General features: G+C 41.5%; 13 protein-coding genes and 4 tRNA genes. 12 read left to right on the top strand and 5 right to left on the bottom strand.

Annotation, left to right across the window (positions count from 1 at the left end; genetic code table 11):
- Positions 1–250 precede the first annotated feature (250 nt).
- A complete protein-coding gene (locus tag A7456_RS03440) occupies positions 251–955 on the bottom strand; it encodes a YidB family protein (RefSeq protein WP_067007617.1) in 705 nt (234 codons plus the stop codon).
- Positions 956–1,444: 489 nt separating this feature from the next.
- Here A7456_RS03440 and A7456_RS11155 point away from each other — a divergent pair, with 489 nt between their 5' ends.
- The 3 genes from A7456_RS11155 (at position 1,445) to A7456_RS03425 (ending at position 4,889) form a co-directional block, all read left to right on the top strand.
- Positions 1,445–1,810, top strand: a complete 366-nt coding sequence (locus A7456_RS11155) for a sulfurtransferase TusA family protein (RefSeq protein WP_067007614.1) — start codon at positions 1,445–1,447, stop codon at positions 1,808–1,810.
- 428 nt (positions 1,811–2,238) lie between these two features.
- Entirely contained in the window at positions 2,239–3,090 is an 852-nt protein-coding gene (rpoH, locus tag A7456_RS03430) for an RNA polymerase sigma factor RpoH (protein ID WP_197940352.1), read from the top strand.
- Positions 3,091–3,302: 212 nt separating this feature from the next.
- Positions 3,303–4,889 carry a peptide chain release factor 3 gene (locus A7456_RS03425; protein ID WP_067007608.1) on the top strand — a complete coding sequence of 529 codons (1,587 nt, stop codon included), beginning with the start codon at positions 3,303–3,305 and terminating at the stop codon, positions 4,887–4,889.
- Positions 4,890–4,947: 58 nt separating this feature from the next.
- Here A7456_RS03425 and A7456_RS03420 read toward each other — a convergent pair whose 3' ends face one another.
- From A7456_RS03420 to A7456_RS03410, 3 genes are all read right to left on the bottom strand, one after another.
- Positions 4,948–5,724 (bottom strand): hypothetical protein, encoded by a 777-nt coding sequence (locus A7456_RS03420; protein ID WP_067007605.1) that lies wholly within the window; start codon positions 5,722–5,724, stop codon positions 4,948–4,950.
- A gap of 72 nt (positions 5,725–5,796) precedes the next feature.
- A complete protein-coding gene (locus tag A7456_RS03415; RefSeq protein ID WP_067007601.1) occupies positions 5,797–6,474 on the bottom strand; it encodes a hypothetical protein in 678 nt (225 codons plus the stop codon).
- Positions 6,475–6,486: 12 nt separating this feature from the next.
- A complete protein-coding gene (locus A7456_RS03410; RefSeq protein WP_067007598.1) occupies positions 6,487–7,146 on the bottom strand; it encodes an ADP-ribosylation factor-like protein in 660 nt (219 codons plus the stop codon).
- A gap of 137 nt (positions 7,147–7,283) precedes the next feature.
- On the opposite strand from A7456_RS03410, the gene A7456_RS11580 reads away from it, so the two are divergent.
- Positions 7,284–7,646 carry a helix-turn-helix domain-containing protein gene (locus tag A7456_RS11580; protein ID WP_067007595.1) on the top strand — a complete coding sequence of 121 codons (363 nt, stop codon included), beginning with the start codon at positions 7,284–7,286 and terminating at the stop codon, positions 7,644–7,646.
- A 9-nt stretch (positions 7,647–7,655) separates the two neighbouring features.
- Positions 7,656–8,471 (top strand): putative RNA methyltransferase, encoded by an 816-nt coding sequence (locus tag A7456_RS03400; RefSeq protein ID WP_197940249.1) that lies wholly within the window; start codon positions 7,656–7,658, stop codon positions 8,469–8,471.
- A gap of 3 nt (positions 8,472–8,474) precedes the next feature.
- Here the strand turns inward: A7456_RS03400 and A7456_RS03395 are convergent, their stop codons facing one another.
- Complete coding sequence (locus tag A7456_RS03395) at positions 8,475–9,596, bottom strand: aminotransferase class V-fold PLP-dependent enzyme (protein ID WP_067007589.1); 1,122 nt, start codon at positions 9,594–9,596, stop codon at positions 8,475–8,477.
- Positions 9,597–9,905: 309 nt separating this feature from the next.
- On the opposite strand from A7456_RS03395, the gene A7456_RS03390 reads away from it, so the two are divergent.
- The 7 genes from A7456_RS03390 to A7456_RS03360 all read left to right on the top strand — a co-directional run bounded on the left by A7456_RS03390 (position 9,906) and on the right by A7456_RS03360 (position 17,881).
- Positions 9,906–9,981 (top strand) — tRNA-Thr (locus A7456_RS03390).
- A gap of 82 nt (positions 9,982–10,063) precedes the next feature.
- Positions 10,064–10,147: transfer RNA gene (locus A7456_RS03385), tRNA-Tyr, on the top strand.
- Positions 10,148–10,169: 22 nt separating this feature from the next.
- A tRNA-Gly gene (locus A7456_RS03380) sits at positions 10,170–10,243 on the top strand.
- Between the two features lie 18 nt (positions 10,244–10,261).
- Positions 10,262–10,336 (top strand) — tRNA-Thr (locus A7456_RS03375).
- Positions 10,337–11,456: 1,120 nt separating this feature from the next.
- Entirely contained in the window at positions 11,457–12,029 is a 573-nt protein-coding gene (locus tag A7456_RS03370; RefSeq protein WP_067007587.1) for a hypothetical protein, read from the top strand.
- Positions 12,023–12,499, top strand: coding sequence for an OmpA family protein (locus A7456_RS03365; protein ID WP_145916054.1), 477 nt, complete (start codon positions 12,023–12,025; stop codon positions 12,497–12,499). Before A7456_RS03370 ends, A7456_RS03365 begins: the two co-directional genes overlap by 7 nt.
- Positions 12,500–12,529: 30 nt before the next feature.
- On the top strand, positions 12,530–17,881 hold the full coding sequence (locus A7456_RS03360; protein WP_067007581.1) for a SwmB domain-containing protein: 5,352 nt from the start codon (positions 12,530–12,532) through the stop codon (positions 17,879–17,881).
- The last annotated feature ends 144 nt before the right edge of the window (positions 17,882–18,025 follow it).

Genomic DNA, 18,025 nt, shown 5'->3' with positions numbered 1-18,025 from the left:
GTGTTTAATCAAAAACTAACTTATAACGAGCCTTAAAATGACTAATTTACTCACTTAATTTTTATTCTCTTAATTATAACATATGTATGGTTATTTAAAGGGTGTCTTTATAAATAATTATGTCATGATTATTGGTATTTGTAAATACTGCGTATGAGTTACCATTTTTATAAACTGGCAAAGTCATTATTTGCCATAAAAAGAGTGTCATATGACACTCTTTGTGGTTTTAGGTTTTGATGGGTTTGGCTCATTGTTGGCGATTGATGCCTACCTGCTGTAAGATTTGATTAATCTCAGCATTAGCCTCGCTTTCGGTGGCTAGGTTGCCGTTAGGGGTTAGGTCATTCATGACCTGTGGCAGTAGCTCGGCAATGCCTTGACAAACTTGTGTTTGGCTGGCTCCTGTTTGCTGGCAGACACGGTTAATCTCATCTTTGCCAAACAGTTCTACCACGTCTTGGGGGTTTAGTCCATCATTGGCTGTGTCGTTGTTTATCCACGATTGGGCTTTGCTTGCCAGTTCACTGCCTTGAAATTTGGCAAGCACGCCTGACAGACCCCCATTTTTTTGGATATAACCGAGCACGATGGGAATGAGTGCCAAAAGCAGGGTATTTTTGTTAAATCCACCTTTTTGCTCGGCGGATTGACTGCTAAGTATTTGCCCCAACACACTGCCCAAATCTCTGGCAGGTATGTTTTGATGAGTTTGACCGCCTCCTAAGAGTGAGCCTAACACACCGCTTAGCCCATTTTGGGTTTGTTGGGAATTGCCCAAAACCTGCCCAAGCACACCACTTAATGTGGTATTTTGTTGGGTCTGACTGCCAAGTACGCTACCTAGCAGTGTACCGATTGCACTGTTTTGTTGCTGGGGCTGACCGCCAGTTGGTGTGTTTTGATTGAGTGTGCTTTGGGCGACCTGAGCGATGATGTTTTGCAATAAACTCATGAATTGTCCTCTATTGATATTAAAAAATTGATATTAAAAAACAAATTATTAAATTAGATGTTAAATGATTGGCAAATCACTAAGATGTCAAGTTTATCAGAATTTTGGTCAAATTTTGTCAAAATTTTAGCGAGTCTGCGTTATTTTTATCAATATTTTTGTAAACGTATGGGTTTTATTGAATTGAAATGTATTTATGTTTTATTTGTCATTTTGTCATGAAAAATGTCTGTTAAACGGTAGGGCGATTTTAAAAGTTCAATCCCAAACAATCAGAGCTGCTTGCTTTTAGAGAATATGAAAAATAACAAACAAACAAACCGCATCACTTACGTTCATTTAAACTTGTATTCATTTAAATTGGGGCGAGTGGAAATTTGCTTTGATAACTCTCTTGTAAAGTTTTGATTTATCCCCATGATGAAAGTGCTCTAAGAGCCATTTTAAGAACCATTTTAGCCATTGCCATTGACCGCTTGAACCACTATCATGACCGATTTATCTGCTGTTTTTGATTTTATGAATGACATTGTCCCTGCTGATGTGGCAGATGATGCCAACGTGAGTGATGCTTTGTATTTTGCCCTAAGTGAGCATTTGATACATGCCGATGATGTGATGTGTGTCAGTCATTTTTTTGATGCACGTCGTCTGTCTTGTCCCATGCCTTTATTAAAAGCAAAAGTTACCTTAAAACATGTTGCGATGGGGCAAGCCTTGTATTTGCTTGCCACCGATAAAAATTCACAAACTGACATTGTGGCCTATTGCCATAAAAACAAACTGGCGGTCAAGACGTGGACGTATGGACAAACAGATACAATCTTTCACTTTTTGATTACCAAAAAGGTGTAAAAACCGCTAGCATTTGAGTAGATTTCAGCTTAAAATGGGGCAATATTTAAACTGATGATTCATTGGTAGATAATTGGTAGATAAAAAGCATGCCCAAAAATTATGATTATGACACTTTTGATGACTTTGACGATTATGGCGGTGATTATGCCGATGGGCGTGATTTTGACGCACCTGATACGTTAGATGAATTAAGTGATGAGATGGATGAACTTGATGGTTTCTCTGGTGAGCTGTCCGATGAGTTGGATGGATTAGATGGTTTTGATGAGCCTGATGATGAGCTGGATGGATATTTAGATGGTGAAGATAAAACAGATGAGCCAAATGAGAATGAAGCACTTACCCCCGTCTTTGCCAATCAAACAGATAACGCTTTAAATGCCATGCCACACCATGAGGTTGCTACCAAGGATTTGGTGCCTGCCATGCCCACCAATTTAACCGCCCCTGGGGTAAATTTGGGGGCATATATCAATACTGTGCATCACATTCCCATCTTAACCCCAGATGAAGAGCGAGAGCTTGCTAAACGGTATTATCAAGATGGCGACGTAGAAGCGGCACGCCTGTTGGTCATGAGTCATTTGCGTTTTGTGATACACATCGCACGCAGTTATTCAGGCTATGGTCTGTCGCAGGCGGATTTGATTCAAGAGGGTAATTTGGGGTTAATGAAAGCAGTCAAACGCTTTGACCCCACTAAGGGCGTGCGTCTTGTGAGCTTTGCTGTGCATTGGATTAAGGCGGAGATTCATGAATTTGTCATCAAAAATTGGCGTATTGTCAAGGTTGCCACTACCAAAGCACATCGTAAGCTGTTTTTTAACTTGCGTAGCCTTAAAAAATCAAGCAATCAGCTTAGCTTAGAAGAGGCCGAAGCCATCGCCAAAGACCTAAACGTTACGGTCAAGCAAGTCCTAGAAATGGAATCACGTTTGACCAGTTATGACGCCTCCTTTGAGTTGCAAGATTCTGATGATGAAGATGGGCGTTATGCTCCCCAGCTTTTCTTAGAAGATGGGGTTAATCCTGCTGAGATGGTTGAAGATGCTGACTGGGAAGAAAATACAACCACTGCTCTAAAAGAAGCAATGGATGGCTTAGATGAGCGTTCTCGGGACATCATCACGCAGCGTTGGCTTGCTGACCAAAAATCTACCTTGCACGATTTAGCAGCGGTCTATAACATTTCAGCTGAACGTGTGCGTCAGATTGAAAAAAATGCCATGGACAAAATCCGTGAGGCGATGACCATTGATGAGATGCTCTTTGATTAAGGTTTGGGTGCGAATCTAGGTGTCCATCAGTGGGTTATGATGGTGTGTGTTTAAATTGCCCATAAAGATTATGCCTTGCCCCCATCACAAGATGGGGGTTATTTTTTGTGTGTTAAGAAAGTGTGTTTTGATATATAATATGCCAAATTTTATCCCATTTTACTCAAAATATATTTGTACATAAACGTGTGCATAATACAAAAAGGCAAGCAATGACAACCAATTTAACCAATGAAATAAAGGCTCGCAGAACTTTTGCCATCATCAGCCACCCCGACGCTGGTAAAACCACCATGACCGAAAAGCTACTGCTTTGGGGCAAGGCAATTCAGGTAGCAGGCGAGGTGCGTGGACGCAAAGCCGACCGCCACGCCACATCCGATTGGATGAGCATGGAGCAAGAGCGTGGCATCTCTATCACGACATCAGTCATGCAATTTCCCTATAAAAATCATGTGGTTAATCTGCTAGATACCCCAGGACACGCCGATTTTTCAGAAGATACTTACCGCACGCTGACCGCTGTGGACTCTGCCCTTATGGTGATTGACGGTGCTAAGGGCGTTGAGGAGCGGACGATTAAGCTTATGGAGGTGTGTCGCATGCGTGATACGCCCATCATCTCATTTGTCAATAAACTTGACCGTGAGATTCAAAATCCGCTTGCCTTGCTTGATGAGATTGAAAGTGTCCTAAAAATCAAATGCGTGCCTTTTGCTTATCCCATTGGTATGGGTCAGGACTTTGTGGGGGTATATAGTTTTGTGGATAACAAGACTTACTTTTATAAAAAAGGCTTTGGTTCACAAATTGTAGAGATTGAGAGTAAAGATGGCTATGACCATGCTGACATTAAGGACAGGCTTGGGCAGATTTTGTGGGATGAATTTATAGAAAACATTGAACTTGCCCAAATGGCGTATGAAGATTGGGATGAGCGTGAATTTTTGGCAGGGCGACAAACACCTGTGCTGTTTGGTACGGCGTTGGGTAACTTTGGCGTAAACATGATTTTGGACGTGCTGACCCAATACGCACCGCCCCCAAAAGACCATGTGGCAATAGAGCGGACGGTAAAAGCGGACGAACCTGCCTTTACAGGTTTTGTCTTTAAAATTCAAGCCAACATGGACCCTAAGCACCGAGACCGTGTCGCCTTTATGCGAGTGTGTTCGGGCAAATACGAGCGTGGCATGAAAATGAACCATGTGCGTCTTGGCAAAGAAGTGCGAGTGTCGGACGCTCTCATGTTTTTGGCAGGCGACCGTGAGACGCTAGATGAGGCGTATGCTGGTGATATCATCGGTCTGCACAATCATGGCACGATACAAATTGGCGATAGTTTCACGAGTGGCGAGACTTTGAATTTTACAGGCATCCCGCACTTTGCCCCTGAACTATTTCGCCGTGTGGTGCTAAAAGACCCGATGAAATCCAAGCAATTACAAAAGGGCTTGCAACAACTTTCCGAAGAAGGGGCAACTCAGGTATTTATGCCCCAAATCAACAACGATTTGATTTTGGGGGCGGTGGGCGTGCTACAATTTGAGGTGGTGGCACACAGATTATTAGAAGAATATAAAGTACAATGCACCTTTGAACCGATTAGCATTGCAACGGTGCGATGGGTTTACTCTGATGATAAGGTCGCTTTTGAAAAATTTAAGAAAAAAGCCCACGACCAGCTGTCGGTAGACGGTGGTGGTTATCTGACTTATCTTGCCCCCAGTCGTGTCAATTTACAACTCATGCAGGAGCGGTATCCTGAGGTGGAGTTTAGAAGTACGAGGGAGCATTGATTTTGGCGTAATAAACAGTAAAAAGCATATTTATAATATGCTTTTATCTTAAAACCATTTAAAATTCAACCTTATAAGCCACCCTCCAAGATTGCACTTGCTCAACTTCTCTTTCAAATTCAGCATTGGCAATTGTTTTTAAAAATGGCACATCGGCATTGGCAAATGCTTTTAGCTGCTTGGTCAGTTTTTGACTGGCAGAAAATTCAATATGTTGTGTTTGCATTTTATTGGTTTGGTTTCTAGCGGTATTATAAAAAGCAATTACTGGATTATTACCATCAAAAATGCCCGTTTTCATCAACTCTTCTGCCTTAGTAAGGTCTATATGTTTGCCATCAAAAGTACTTGATTTTCTTGTCTTTGCATTATTTAATGATTCGTTTTGATGGCTTGCTCCCGCACCCATATTTGCACTCTTAATCGTAGCACTCGCTTCGGCAGAAGTCTTGGACTTTTCATTGGAACTTGCTTCATAAATAAGCTCCACTTTTTTTGCCCCCAAATGCTGACAAAGCTCTGTAAATTGGAGCATTTGAAATTCAAGACTTTTTTCTATAAGCACATCGTAAGGCAAATAGCGTTTCGCTCCTTCATTTTCATTCAATAGAAGTAGCGTATTTGGCTTTAAATTATTTTGATTTATCAATTCTTTGGTTATAGGGTGGTTTTGTGCCTCTTGAATGCTTGGGACAATCAAATAATGCTTGTCCTTTGCAAGCAAAAAACCACTATTTTTTTTATCTTGCTTTAATTCATTAAACTGGCTTTCGTCAATTAAAATTAAATGCTCTGGATATTGGGCTGGTAAATCATCTAAATCATGATAAAACATATTTAATTCCTTGATAAATTAAGAAATATCTCACTCTCAACTTAAAATGTTAACTTATTGATTATTCTATAATTATTTTTCGGGAGGTAGGGGCGAATTGTAATTTGCCCTTGATGAATCAATCTCTTGTGTTGATGAATCAATCTCTTGTGTGGAGTTGGGAGTGGGGGAAATACAATTTTTTAAAATAATCAAAATGATAGTGGCGATAAGTACCACGATTGCCATCTTGGTTATTTTTTTTGACAAAAAATTGCCACCGCTAGAAATTAAATCATCTAAGGGTAGAAATTCAATGAACTTTAAAATCCCATCATTTGGGTGTCTGTCTGTAATTTTGCAAAATTCAACCAGCCCATTTGAAATATATTTTACACACCCTTTATAGTTTTTATCGTGAGGTAGGGTAAAAAAAATCAAGATAGGAGAATGTCGGTTAAGATTATCAACATCTTTTGTTTTTAATTTAATGACAACTTGATTCTTTTTAATAAAGATAGGCGGCAATGTCTTTTCTGAAATTGGTGAATGTTGCTTTATTTTTTCAATAATTTTGTTATTTGCAAGTAAATTTTTTAGATTAATGTCTGTGGCAACATCATTTATGTCTTGCATAATTGATTGAGCTGTTGGTAAATCTGTGATTTGTTCAGCCTTAATGGTGCTGTCTTGTGAGATTTTATACATCAAATCTTGGGAAGTATTGTCCAAAGATTGGGTATAAATATAAAAAGGACTAAATTTTGACATTACATTCTCCCATTAGTTATTAATAGATGACAATATGTTTTTGACAAGTTTTTCGGCTTCTGTGGTATCTTTTAAAGAGCCAATAATTACCTTGCAATAATTCGTACCACCGAAGGCAATTTCAGCGGTTTCAATCACTTGTGAGCGTGCCACTTTCTTTTCAAAGGCTTGTTTATCTTTATGAAATGCAGAGCATTTATCGGCGTGGGTTGCCAAAATAATAATGTGCATTTTTTCCTTGCGATTACTTACTTTATTTGCAATTGCTTCTATGTCATTTAGGGTATTATTTATATATTGTTCATCTTTTGCTTGCCCAATCACTCGGCTAATATCAACAATATAAAAAACAATATCAGAATTATCAATCTGCTCTCGCCAAGTACCGTGATTGATAGATGAGCCGCCAATATCGTACCCTCCTTTAATTTTAAGTGTTAAATTATTTATTTTAACCGTCATGCCAGAATAGCGTTGCTTAGTGTCAGTTTGTTCATAAGTGGTGATGACTTCTTCGGTAGCAAAATAATTAAGCAAAGTGGTTTTGCCTGTGCCACGCCCACCCAAAACCGCAATGGACTTTCCGTCCCACCATTTGCTGTAAGTATAAGCTCCGCCTGCTACCGCACCCACCAGTGCAATCGCACCCCACGCCAATACTGGTAATACCATAATTCCATCCTTTAAAAATAAATTGCCAAAAATACAAAAATGCGTTATCATTCTAAGTTGTAATGTGTATTAAATCCACCAACAAACCCGACTTTTCACACCCACTTTTTATCACAAAACCCACAAAAAGGTAACTTATGGACATCGCCAAAAACTTTGCCAATCTTAGAAAAGAACATCATCTTACCCAAGAACAAATGGCAGAAAAATTGCAAATGTCCAAAAACGGATATGCCAAACTAGAAAGGGGCGAAAGTAAATTAAATGTTGAACATTTGCAACAAATTGCCAATGTATTTAATATTGACATTGTAGATTTATTAAAACAAGGAAAGGATTTAAATGTACTATTTGGCGATAATAACGGAAATTATGCAAATAAATGTTATGGTAATCAGTATGAAATAGAAAAATTAGAACTTATCATTGCCCATAAAGATGAATTGCTTGCCCAAAAAGACAAAGAAATTGAATTATTAAGAAAACTTTTAGAAAAATAAGACTTGCTCATGCTCATCTGCCCCATTTGCCACACCGACTTAAACTTACAAGGCAAAACTTACACTTGCCAAAACCGCCACAGCTATGATGTGAGCAAGGACGGCTATATTAACCTACACGTGGTTCAGCACAAAAACAGCCACACCGCAGGCGATACCAATATATCGGTACAGGCTCGCAGGCGGTTTTTGGCAGGCGGATTTTATGAACCATTAAGGGATAAGGTCGGGCAAGTGATTGACGAGTTTGCCCCAACATCGGTGTTAGACATCGGTTGTGGTGAGGGTTATTATACCGCTTGTATGGCACGCACCGCCCACGTCATCGGATTAGACATCGCCAAAACTGCCATCATCACAGCATCCAAAACTTACAAGAACACTAAAATCGCTAATAATCTTATTTGGGTAGTTGGTACAGGGGCATTATTACCTGTGGCGGATGGCTCTATGGATATTTGCACCAGTCTATTTGCCCCTTTGCCAAAGACACAAATGCTAAGAGTGTTAAAATCAGATGGTCATCTGCTTGTGGCTGTGCCAGCTCCGATGCACTTATACACCATGCGTGAGTGGCTTTTTGAGACCGTTAATGTGCACAACCCTACCAAAGTCATAGATGAGCTTGCCCCAGAGTTTGAGCTGATAAATCAGTGGCAAATAGACACAGATTTATCTCTTAATAGTCAAAGTCTGAGTGATTTGATAGACATGACCCCCTACACCTACAAAGCCAAACTTGACCGAAAAACAGCGTTAAAGGCACAAAAGAGTTTTGAGATGATGGCAAGTTTTTGTGTTTATCTGTTTAGAAAGTTGATTTAATACTCAAAAAATCTTATCACACGCTTGTCTAAATCGTGCCACCGTGCCTGATACATCACTTAATTTATCAAGCCCAAATAACCCAATCCTAAAACTCTTATAGTCAGATGGTTCGCCCACCTGTAACGGTACGCCTCCTGCAATTTGCACACCGACTTTGGCGAATGCCACCCCTTTGTGTATGTCATCATTGGGAGCATGGCAGACGATGACACCCATCGCTTGACTGTCTTTGTCCGCCACGCTGATGATGCCCTTATCGTTTAGCACTTGCAAAACAGCACATCCTAGCTCTATTTGGGCGGATTTTAGCTTATCAAATCCCATCGCTTGGCACTCATTTAGGGTGTCTCTTAGCTGTCTTAGTCCGTCTGTGGGCATGGTGGCATGATAGGCGTGTCCGCCATTTTCATAGGCGGTCATGATATTTGCCCACGCCTTTAAATCCAAGGCAAAACTTGTAGAATTGCTACTTTGTACCAACTCCATGGCACGCCCAGACATCATCACAAGCCCGCAGCAAGGCGTGCTAGACAAGCCTTTTTGTGGGGCAGAGAGCAACACATCAATGCCCAATGCTTTCATGTCAAGCCACACACAGCCTGATGCAATACAGTCAATCACCAAAATCCCACCCACATCATGCACCGCCTGCCCAAGTGCTTTGACATATCCATCTGATAACATCATGCCAGAGGCGGTCTCAACGTGTGGAGCGAATACCACGTTTGGGCGATTTTGGCGAATAAAAGCGGTAACCTCATCAATATTGGCAGGGGAGAATGTGGCAGGGCTACCGTGGATTTGGGCATTAAAAACGTGCGTTGTGTTGGCGATGCGTCCCTGTTCCAAAATCTGCACCCAACGATGGCTAAACCAGCCATTTCGTACAACCACCACATTTTTATCGGTGGCAAGCTGGCGAGCGACCGCTTCCATGCCTGATGTGCCAGAACCTGGGATGATGGCCACGCTGTCAGCATGATAAAGCCCCTTTAATGTGGCGGATAACTCTTTCATCACATTTTGAAATTCGGCGGACATGTGGTTTAATGTTCGGTCAGTGTAGACCACCGAATACTCCAAAAGTCCTTGTGGGTCAATGTCGTCTCGTAGGGCAGGCATGGTTTTTATCCTTAAAAAAGTGAGTTAAAATGGTTTTTGGCTAATTTAGCTAATTTACAAAAATTTAGGATAAATTGCAAATGGTTTTTGTCAAATCACCTCAAATCAGCAGATTTTTTTTGTTTTATATTTGGTTGATATAAAAACAAACAGGCATGTATATGAAGAAAAACCAACACTCAATCCAAGAGTCAATCAATATAAAAAACAATGACTTATAAAATAATTTAAAATAATTGCAAAAATTTTTAAAAAAATACTTGCACAAATGAAAAATTATGATATCATACGCACCACTTAGGAAACATCGCCGGCTTAGCTCAGTTGGTAGAGCAACTGACTTGTAATCAGTAGGTCGCCAGTTCGATTCCGGCAGCCGGCACCACTCCTAAGAATACTTTCAGGTTGGGCCCATCTATTGGGCTTCATCTTTTAACAGACCATTAAAAGACATGCCTGTATCACTCGGTGGGGTTGGGGAGCGGTCAAACCCAACAGACTGTAACTCTGTCGCGAAAGCTTCGAAGGTTCGAATCCTTCCCCCACCACCATATTTCCCTACCAAATACCCATGCGGGTGTGGTTTAGTGGTAGAACCTCAGCCTTCCAAGCTGATGGTGCGGGTTCGATTCCCGCCACCCGCTCCATTTTTAGCAAAGCCATTTGCTCTTGTAGCTCAGGGGTAGAGCACTTCCTTGGTAAGGAAGAGGTCGCGAGTTCAATTCTCGCCAAGAGCTCCATATATTATCTATTATCCGTATTCAGTATTTTTACTTATTTCTACTTAGTCTCTTCATAAATTCTGCTCCATCTTGATGTCTGAACAAACAAAACTGCTTGCTCAAATATCAGGATGGAGTATTTGTTTATAACCATATTTTGCGTTATATCCAGCTACTGATTGAATGACTTGCATCAGTCATTAATCAAAACTTAGTCAAGTATGTCAAGATGGTTTATTTGTATCGTTTAAGTATCATTTAAGTGTTATTTAAGTTAATTTTGCTACCAAAGTGTTGTATATACAATCGTTTTTTTGGTATATTATTTGCAACACGATGGATGTTGGTTTTGTATTTTTTAGCTTTTTTCTCAGCTTTAAAGGAGTTTTGAGATTTAGGGGCTTATTGGTGCAACAAAACAACCCAAAACCCGCCATGGGACTGATTTGGCTTGTTCTGCGACCAGAGAAGTTTTTATTGGTGCAAGATTGATGCAGGTACAAGATTGATACAACATGAGATGATGACAGACTGCCTCATCATGGTTGCGATGACAGTGCAAGCAACAATAATATCATCACAATACAATATTGAATAAATACAGAAGCCTTTGAAATCTTAGCGAATATGCCAAAATTTAGTGCTGTATAAATGCTTTTTCATCCATACCATTTGGATGGACGTGATAAGGACAGCACGCAACCTTAGACTTAGGATGTTATGGGTTGTCAATATCTTCCAACTTGACCTTTGGGTTTGGTGAAAGTGAGCGAAAGGAAATTTTGTGGAACTTGGATTTGTCATGACATTCATATCATATCTTTTATTTGGCATTTATTGATGTGAATGTGTCAAGACAGATGCTTTCTGCTACAAATGTTTTTAAGATTTAGGTGTAAAAAACATGGTAAAGAACCATAAACAGCAAGCATTAGCTGATGCACTAGGACTTAGTGCTGTGTAAAGAGTTCCCCCAGTATAATACTTATCAGCGTAAGTGTGCTGGCGAAAGGTAACAATTCAATCTAGGTTGGGATTGTTATGGGTCGCAAAGATTCCCCCACTGTATCCTTTGGCTTAGTGGTGGGAGTATGTCAAATACATGTTACAAGTAGTTATTCATTGATAAGGAGTTGCCATGCAACTAAAAAAGTCAGCTTTCATCGGTTCAGTGCTGATGATGGCGGTTCATGCACATGCTCATGTGCATTTGGACAATCAAGTCACATGGAATACCTCATCTTATGGTAAGACAGATGAGCTAGTCAATCTAACCACACATGATAATGCTGGTGGTTTGGTATTTATCAGACCGTCTGGCGATGTAGAGCATTCTAAACAGTCTGGTACTAACATTGCCATCAATAACCGTTACCTATCCAATCTACAAGATGGACACTATGTCTTTGGTGTGGCGTGTGCAGGTGATGTTCAAATCAGTGCTGTCCCCACAAGCAAAAAAACCAACGATTTATCCGCCCAATCCATTCACACCCATCTGAGCCCAAAACAGATACAATATTTTGTGGTACAAGCTGGCAATAATCATAAAGCCAATCTGGTGCAGATAAATGCCAATCGGGCTCATGAACTCATCCAAGGGGTACGCCGTCAGGCTCATCAGGTTAGTCGTCTGCCACAGCCTGATGACTGTGCTTCGGTGCAATACAGCCAGCAACAAGTAACCCCCCCCAAGCCTCTTCTTTGGTAATTATTCCTGTAAGGGCAGAGACACACGTACAGCCTAGCCAGTCTTCCTATGTATCATCTGTTTGGTCATCTAATGTGCAGCCTAATCAGTCGTCTTATGCGGTGCAGATGGATAAGTCTTATGAGACAGAATCTGATACTTTAAATCTAACCATCCAATTTGACCATGACAAAAGTCATGTCAAATCATCTTTTCAAAAAGACCTTAGCGAAGTTGCCAATTTTCTAAAACAGCATCCTAGCACCAATGCCACCATTGAAGGGCATACCGACTCAACAGGTGCTGCCAGTTATAATCAAAAACTCTCTGAACGTCGTGCCAAAACAGTCAAACATTTGTTGATAAAAAATCATGGCATTGAAAAATCTCGCCTATCTACCATCGGTCATGGCGAATCTCAACCTATTGCAACCAACAATACCCAAGCGGGGCGTTATAAAAATCGCCGTGTCGTAGTTGTATCACAATAATCATCATGTAGTTTAATATAAGGATAATTTATGAAATCTATCAGTGTAAAAGTTAATGACAGCGTTCAGACCATTGCTCAGACAAAGGTTGTCACCAAAGACGGTCAGCCCACCGTCATCAAAGCCACTCGTAATGCCAATTATGAACTTATCAATGATGCCACAGGTTACGCTCCTGATCACATCGTAACCAAACGTGTTGGCAAAGATTTGCACATCTCTTTTGAAGATGATGCCAAAGAATCCGACCTTATCATCAAAGACTTCTATGATTATGACAAATCAGCACTCATCGGACAGGCTGAAAGTGGTCAATATCATTATTATGTACCAGATACAGGTCTAACTCAGGACTATGTTACCGAGCTTGTCATCGGCGATATCGAAGGTCAAGCCTTGGGCGGTCAAGGATATCCTGCCCCATGGTGGATCGGTGCAGAAGAAGGCAGCCGTTTTGGTGTCATGCCATGGCTTGTTGGTATCGCAGGATTGGCTGGTATCGCTGCTGTTGTCTCTGGTAGAGATGATAAAGGTAACGACAATAACAATAATGCTAATGCCTCTGCCCAAGAAAAACCGCTAAACATTGAAAACATACAAAGTGATACAGTTGCACAAGGTGCAACACAAGCACTAAACTTTACCGTAACCAGCAACGGTCAGAATGTATCGCAAGCCATCATCTCTGTCAATGGCACCGAACTAAAAGATGCAAATAATAAGACAGTTCTTACAGATAAAGATGGTAAGGTAAATATTAGTGCCCAGCTTTTGGAGGCAAATGGCATCAAATTGGGTAAGCTTCCTGATTTTACCATCAGTGCAAAAAAAGAACATTATACAGAAGCCACAGCCACGCTACACAATCCAGAGGTTGTAACGATGGATGGTGGTGTTGTTGTTACCCCTCATGAGAGTGCAACAGAGCTTGAAGTAACCTATACCAAACCAGGTCAGACGGTATCTACTACTGCCAAATTTACACACAAAGACACCAATGGCGATGGCAAAGCTGATGCCTGGATAGATAACAATAAAGATGACAGTGTTACTATTGACCCTGCTACTGGTAAGGTTGTTATTCCTGTAAATACGATAGGTTCTAAGACCAACGTAACCGCCAAACAGACCACTGATGTCGGTACAACCAATAACAGCAAAGGCGTGAGCGATATTTTATCTGCCAAACCTGTTGTAGAGGCCATCAAGACAGGCGATGATGCTGGTAATGTTGTCATCAAACCAAGCGATGACGCTATCAATGGCTCAAAAGTTATCGTAAGCTACACCGATGCAGACGGCAAATCAAACACCGCCACCATCGCCAAAGACAAAGGTGCTTGGACGGCTGACGCAAGTCTGCCAAAGGGTGTTAGCCTAGACAAAGACAAAGGCACTGTAACCATTTCATCTGACAATGTGACAGACGGCTCTGATGTTAGTGCAACACAAACCGATCCAGGTCGTGAAGAGAGTGTCCCTGCATCTGACAGAGCAAAAACAAGCGTACCACAACCCAAAATTAATGCCAACGATGATGGCTCTGTGACAGTTACGCCATCAGATAAAGCAAATAAAGTCACCATCAATTACACTGACGAAGATGGCAAGCAAAACACTGCCACCATCGCCAAAGATAACAATGGCAAATGGACATCAAATGATGATAAAGTTGTCATCGGTAATGATGGCAGCATCATTCTGCCTGACAATAACGTAAAAGATGGCTCAGAGGTCTCTGCCAACCAAACTGTGGGCACCAAAGACAGCGATAAAGGTACAGCAACCGCTCAAAATAATGCCACACCCACACCAAAAATTAATGCCAACGATGATGGCTCTGTGACAGTTACGCCATCAGATAAAGCAAATAAAGTCACCATCAATTACACTGACGAAGATGGCAAGCAAAACACTGCCACCATCGCCAAAGATAACAATGGCAAATGGACATCAAATGATGATAAAGTTGTCATCGGTAATGATGGCAGCATCACCATTCCAGCTGATAAAGTTAAAGATGGCTCAACCGCCACTGCTGAGCAAACTGTGGGCACCAAAGACAGTGGTAAAGTACCAGTGGTTGTTAACAACCAAAATAGCACCACACCTGCCAAACCTGCATCACCAGAAATTAATGCCAACGATGATGGCTCTGTGACAGTTACGCCATCAGATAAAGCAAATAAAGTCACCATCAATTACACTGACGAAGATGGCAAGCAAAACACTGCCACCATCGCCAAAGATAACAATGGCAAATGGACATCAAATGATGATAAAGTTGTCATCGGTAATGATGGCAGCATCACCATTCCAGCTGATAAAGTTAAAGATGGCTCAAAAGTCACCGCACAGCAAACCACGTCTGTGGGTATTAGTAACCCAGCAAATACAACTGCCAAAGACAGCATCGCCGAACCTGAGGTTACTGCCAATAATAACGGCTCTGTAACAGTCAAGCCAGCAAAAGATGCCACAAAAGTTGAGATCAGCTATGTAGATGAAGACAACAAAGAGCAGACTGTTACAGCCAACAAAGATAACAATGGTAAATGGACATCAAATAATGATAAAGTTGTCATCGGTAATGATGGCAGCATCACCATTCCAGCTGATAAAGTTAAAGATGGTTCTGATGTGACTGCCAATCAAACCACTAATAATGGTAAGAGTGGTGATTCTAGTGCTACAGTAGCAGATGCACCCAGCACCACCTTCACCCCAACAACTACTGACAAAGACATCACCATCACCGTGGCAGGCGATGACATTGTCAATAAAGCCGAAGCAGACCAAACCACCGTTCCTGTTGTTGTCAAAGTTACCCCACAAAATGGCGAAACTGTCACAGACGTTACAGTCACAGTCAATGGCAAACCATACAAAGCAACCCCAGGCACTAACGGTAACTATACTGCCCAAGTACCATCTGCTGACATCAAAACAGATGCTGACAATACCGCCACTGCCAAAGTTACTCTAAGTAAAGCTGACAAAACAGGCACCGTCACAGACACAGGAGCCTATACAGTTGATACTGATGCTCCAACTGTTAACGCCACTCGTCAACCTGATAACTCAATCACAGGCAAAACAGATCCTAACACTGTCATCACCGATAAAGATGGTAACCCCATCAATGATGCTAAGGGCAAGCCCATCGTCTCTGATGCTGATGGTAACTTCACCATCCCAGCAGGCAAAGTCCCAGCTGACAACACCATCGGTGCCAAAGACAAAGCAGGTAATGTGGGTACAGGTAATGTCACACCAGCAGACACCACACCACCAAAAGTCAAAGGCGACCCAACGGTTGATGGTACAGGTACCACATTAACCGTACCATTTAGTGAATCACTAGATGACAAAAACCCACCAGCCAAAGAAAACTTCGCAGTCACAGTGGATAGCAAACCAGTCAAACCAACAGCGGTAACTGTTGATGGCGATAAAGTTAAACTAACTCTGCCTACCCCAGCCAAACAAGGTGACAAAGTTAGTGTCAGCTACACTGATCCAACTGCTGCTAACGATGCCAAAGCAGTTCAAGACAAAGCAGGTAATGATGCTGCCAGCTTTACTAATACCCCTGTGACCAATGGTAGTACGGTTACTACACCTTCAAAATTGGAAATCACTACCGAACAAACCGAGATTGTCGAGGGTGATAAAGATGGCACAGTAACCTTTAAGGTTACCCGTACAGAAGGCACTGACAAAGAGTCATCTGTCAAATGGACATTGACAGGGACTGTCGATAACCCTGCCACAGTAACAGGTAAAGACAGCGACTTTGCTGATGGTCAGCCGACCGCTGGTAAGCTAACCTTTGCCCCAGGTGAAACCGAGAAGATCATCGAGGTCAAGATCAAAGATGACACAGTGGTAGAAAAAACAGAGGGCTTTACAGTAACCCTGTCAGATGCGAAAGGTGCAGCCATTACCACAGACAGTGCATCTTCGGTGATTAAGAATGACGACAAGCTGGTTGTAGGGTTGGCTAAAGACAGTTATTCAGAGAGACCTCAGGTGGGTAGTGATAATGATCAGTACACCAATAACCCAAAAATTAACATTTCCAATATCCCAGAAGGGGTAGAGTGGGAGTATAGGTTAAACAATGGAAAATGGGAGAAGGGCGAAAAACCAAATGATGAGGGTACAGGCACCTTTGACCTAAAACCAGCACCTGATGTATGGCAAGGTGTGTCATATAAGATTGAAGCTCGTGTTAAGTCTAAGGATTATGATAGTAACAGTACCCTAGGAAGTCTTGATATGACCCTTGACCAAAGTGTGCGTGCTCCTATTATCACTGGTGTTAAATCTGGTAATCAAATCACAGGCATTGCAGAAGCAAACAGCTTTGTCTATATTGACAAAGATGGCAGTGGTACTTACACAAGAGGTGATGTTGGCACTGTTGCTAATAATAAAGGCGAGTTTACTCTACCTTTTGGAGAAAAGTTAAAAGAAACAGGCAGAGATGGACCACTTATATTTAGCCGTCAAAATAAAGATACACCGTTAGCAAGTCTTGGTGTGATTGATGAAGCTGGCAATGCACTGAGCAAAAAGGACATGTCTCATTTCTTTTATTTTGACTCCTTGGATGGCTATGATTACTTTAGTACCGCTACATCTAAGACAGGAACGACCGCCGCTTCAACAACAAAACTGCAAGACATCCCACATACCGTCTACGTGAATAACGTTATTTCTGCTGGGACATTTAATTTTGGATCTGCTGATGATGTGTTGGTACAAAATGGCGGATATCTACAAAATAATAGCTACATCAACATGGGTGCTGGTGATGACTATGCCAAGTTTAACTATATCAGACAAGCAGGATATGGTAGTGTGGATATGGGCAGTGGCAATGACATCTTAGAGGTGGGCTTGGTTGGTAATTCATCCTTTACAGGCTCAACCATTAAGTTAGGTGAGGGTGATGATGTCGTCCGAGGAGGGTCTGTTGGTGGTGTTAGAGGTTCTCTTGATGGCGGTAAAGGTTATGACTTTTGGGATATGACTGGCTCTGGAATTAAACATGATCTAAATAACATCTCTGGCATGGAGGTAATTGATCTAGGCGGTCGCAAGAATGTATTACAAGTCAAGATATCTGATGTGGTAAAGAATGCTGATACTGCCACCCTCATCGATGGTCAGTCCTATCAAGGTCTGTTTATCAATGGTAACGGTCAAGATAAGGTTGATTTGGGAGCTAATGGTAGCCCAAGAAGAGGAGACAAATTAGGTGGATTTGTCAAAGATATTCGAGAAGGGAAAGCTCCTGAGGGTTATGATGCCTATTGGGATGGCAATAATGAGAATACCCATGTCTTTATTCAAAAAGGCATTGAAGTCATCTAAATCATCTAAACTGTATCACTCACAACCACCAAAACGCTCCCAAGTTGGGGGCGTTTTGTTTTGGCATCACTTTTGGTATCACAAAGAGGGCAGATGGTATAAAAGCAGATGGGAGGATGGGTATTGCGATTTTTTGATGGTATT

Source organism: Moraxella nonliquefaciens (assembly GCF_001679005.1).
GTDB classification, from domain to species: Bacteria; Pseudomonadota; Gammaproteobacteria; order Pseudomonadales; family Moraxellaceae; genus Moraxella; species Moraxella nonliquefaciens.
Note: the sequence above shows the minus strand (reverse complement) of the source record. Positions and strands in the feature narration are given on the sequence as shown.

Coding starts and splice junctions, on each gene's coding strand:
- A7456_RS03440 (WP_067007617.1), bottom strand. CDS start 955: ATGAGTTTATTGCAAAACATCATCGCTCAGGTCGCCCAAAGCACACTC.
- A7456_RS11155 (WP_067007614.1), top strand. CDS start 1,445: ATGACCGATTTATCTGCTGTTTTTGATTTTATGAATGACATTGTCCCT.
- rpoH (WP_197940352.1), top strand. CDS start 2,239: ATGCCCACCAATTTAACCGCCCCTGGGGTAAATTTGGGGGCATATATC.
- A7456_RS03425 (WP_067007608.1), top strand. CDS start 3,303: ATGACAACCAATTTAACCAATGAAATAAAGGCTCGCAGAACTTTTGCC.
- A7456_RS03420 (WP_067007605.1), bottom strand. CDS start 5,724: ATGTTTTATCATGATTTAGATGATTTACCAGCCCAATATCCAGAGCAT.
- A7456_RS03415 (WP_067007601.1), bottom strand. CDS start 6,474: ATGTCAAAATTTAGTCCTTTTTATATTTATACCCAATCTTTGGACAAT.
- A7456_RS03410 (WP_067007598.1), bottom strand. CDS start 7,146: ATGGTATTACCAGTATTGGCGTGGGGTGCGATTGCACTGGTGGGTGCG.
- A7456_RS11580 (WP_067007595.1), top strand. CDS start 7,284: ATGGACATCGCCAAAAACTTTGCCAATCTTAGAAAAGAACATCATCTT.
- A7456_RS03400 (WP_197940249.1), top strand. CDS start 7,656: ATGCTCATCTGCCCCATTTGCCACACCGACTTAAACTTACAAGGCAAA.
- A7456_RS03395 (WP_067007589.1), bottom strand. CDS start 9,596: ATGCCTGCCCTACGAGACGACATTGACCCACAAGGACTTTTGGAGTAT.
- A7456_RS03370 (WP_067007587.1), top strand. CDS start 11,457: ATGCAACTAAAAAAGTCAGCTTTCATCGGTTCAGTGCTGATGATGGCG.
- A7456_RS03360 (WP_067007581.1), top strand. CDS start 12,530: ATGAAATCTATCAGTGTAAAAGTTAATGACAGCGTTCAGACCATTGCT.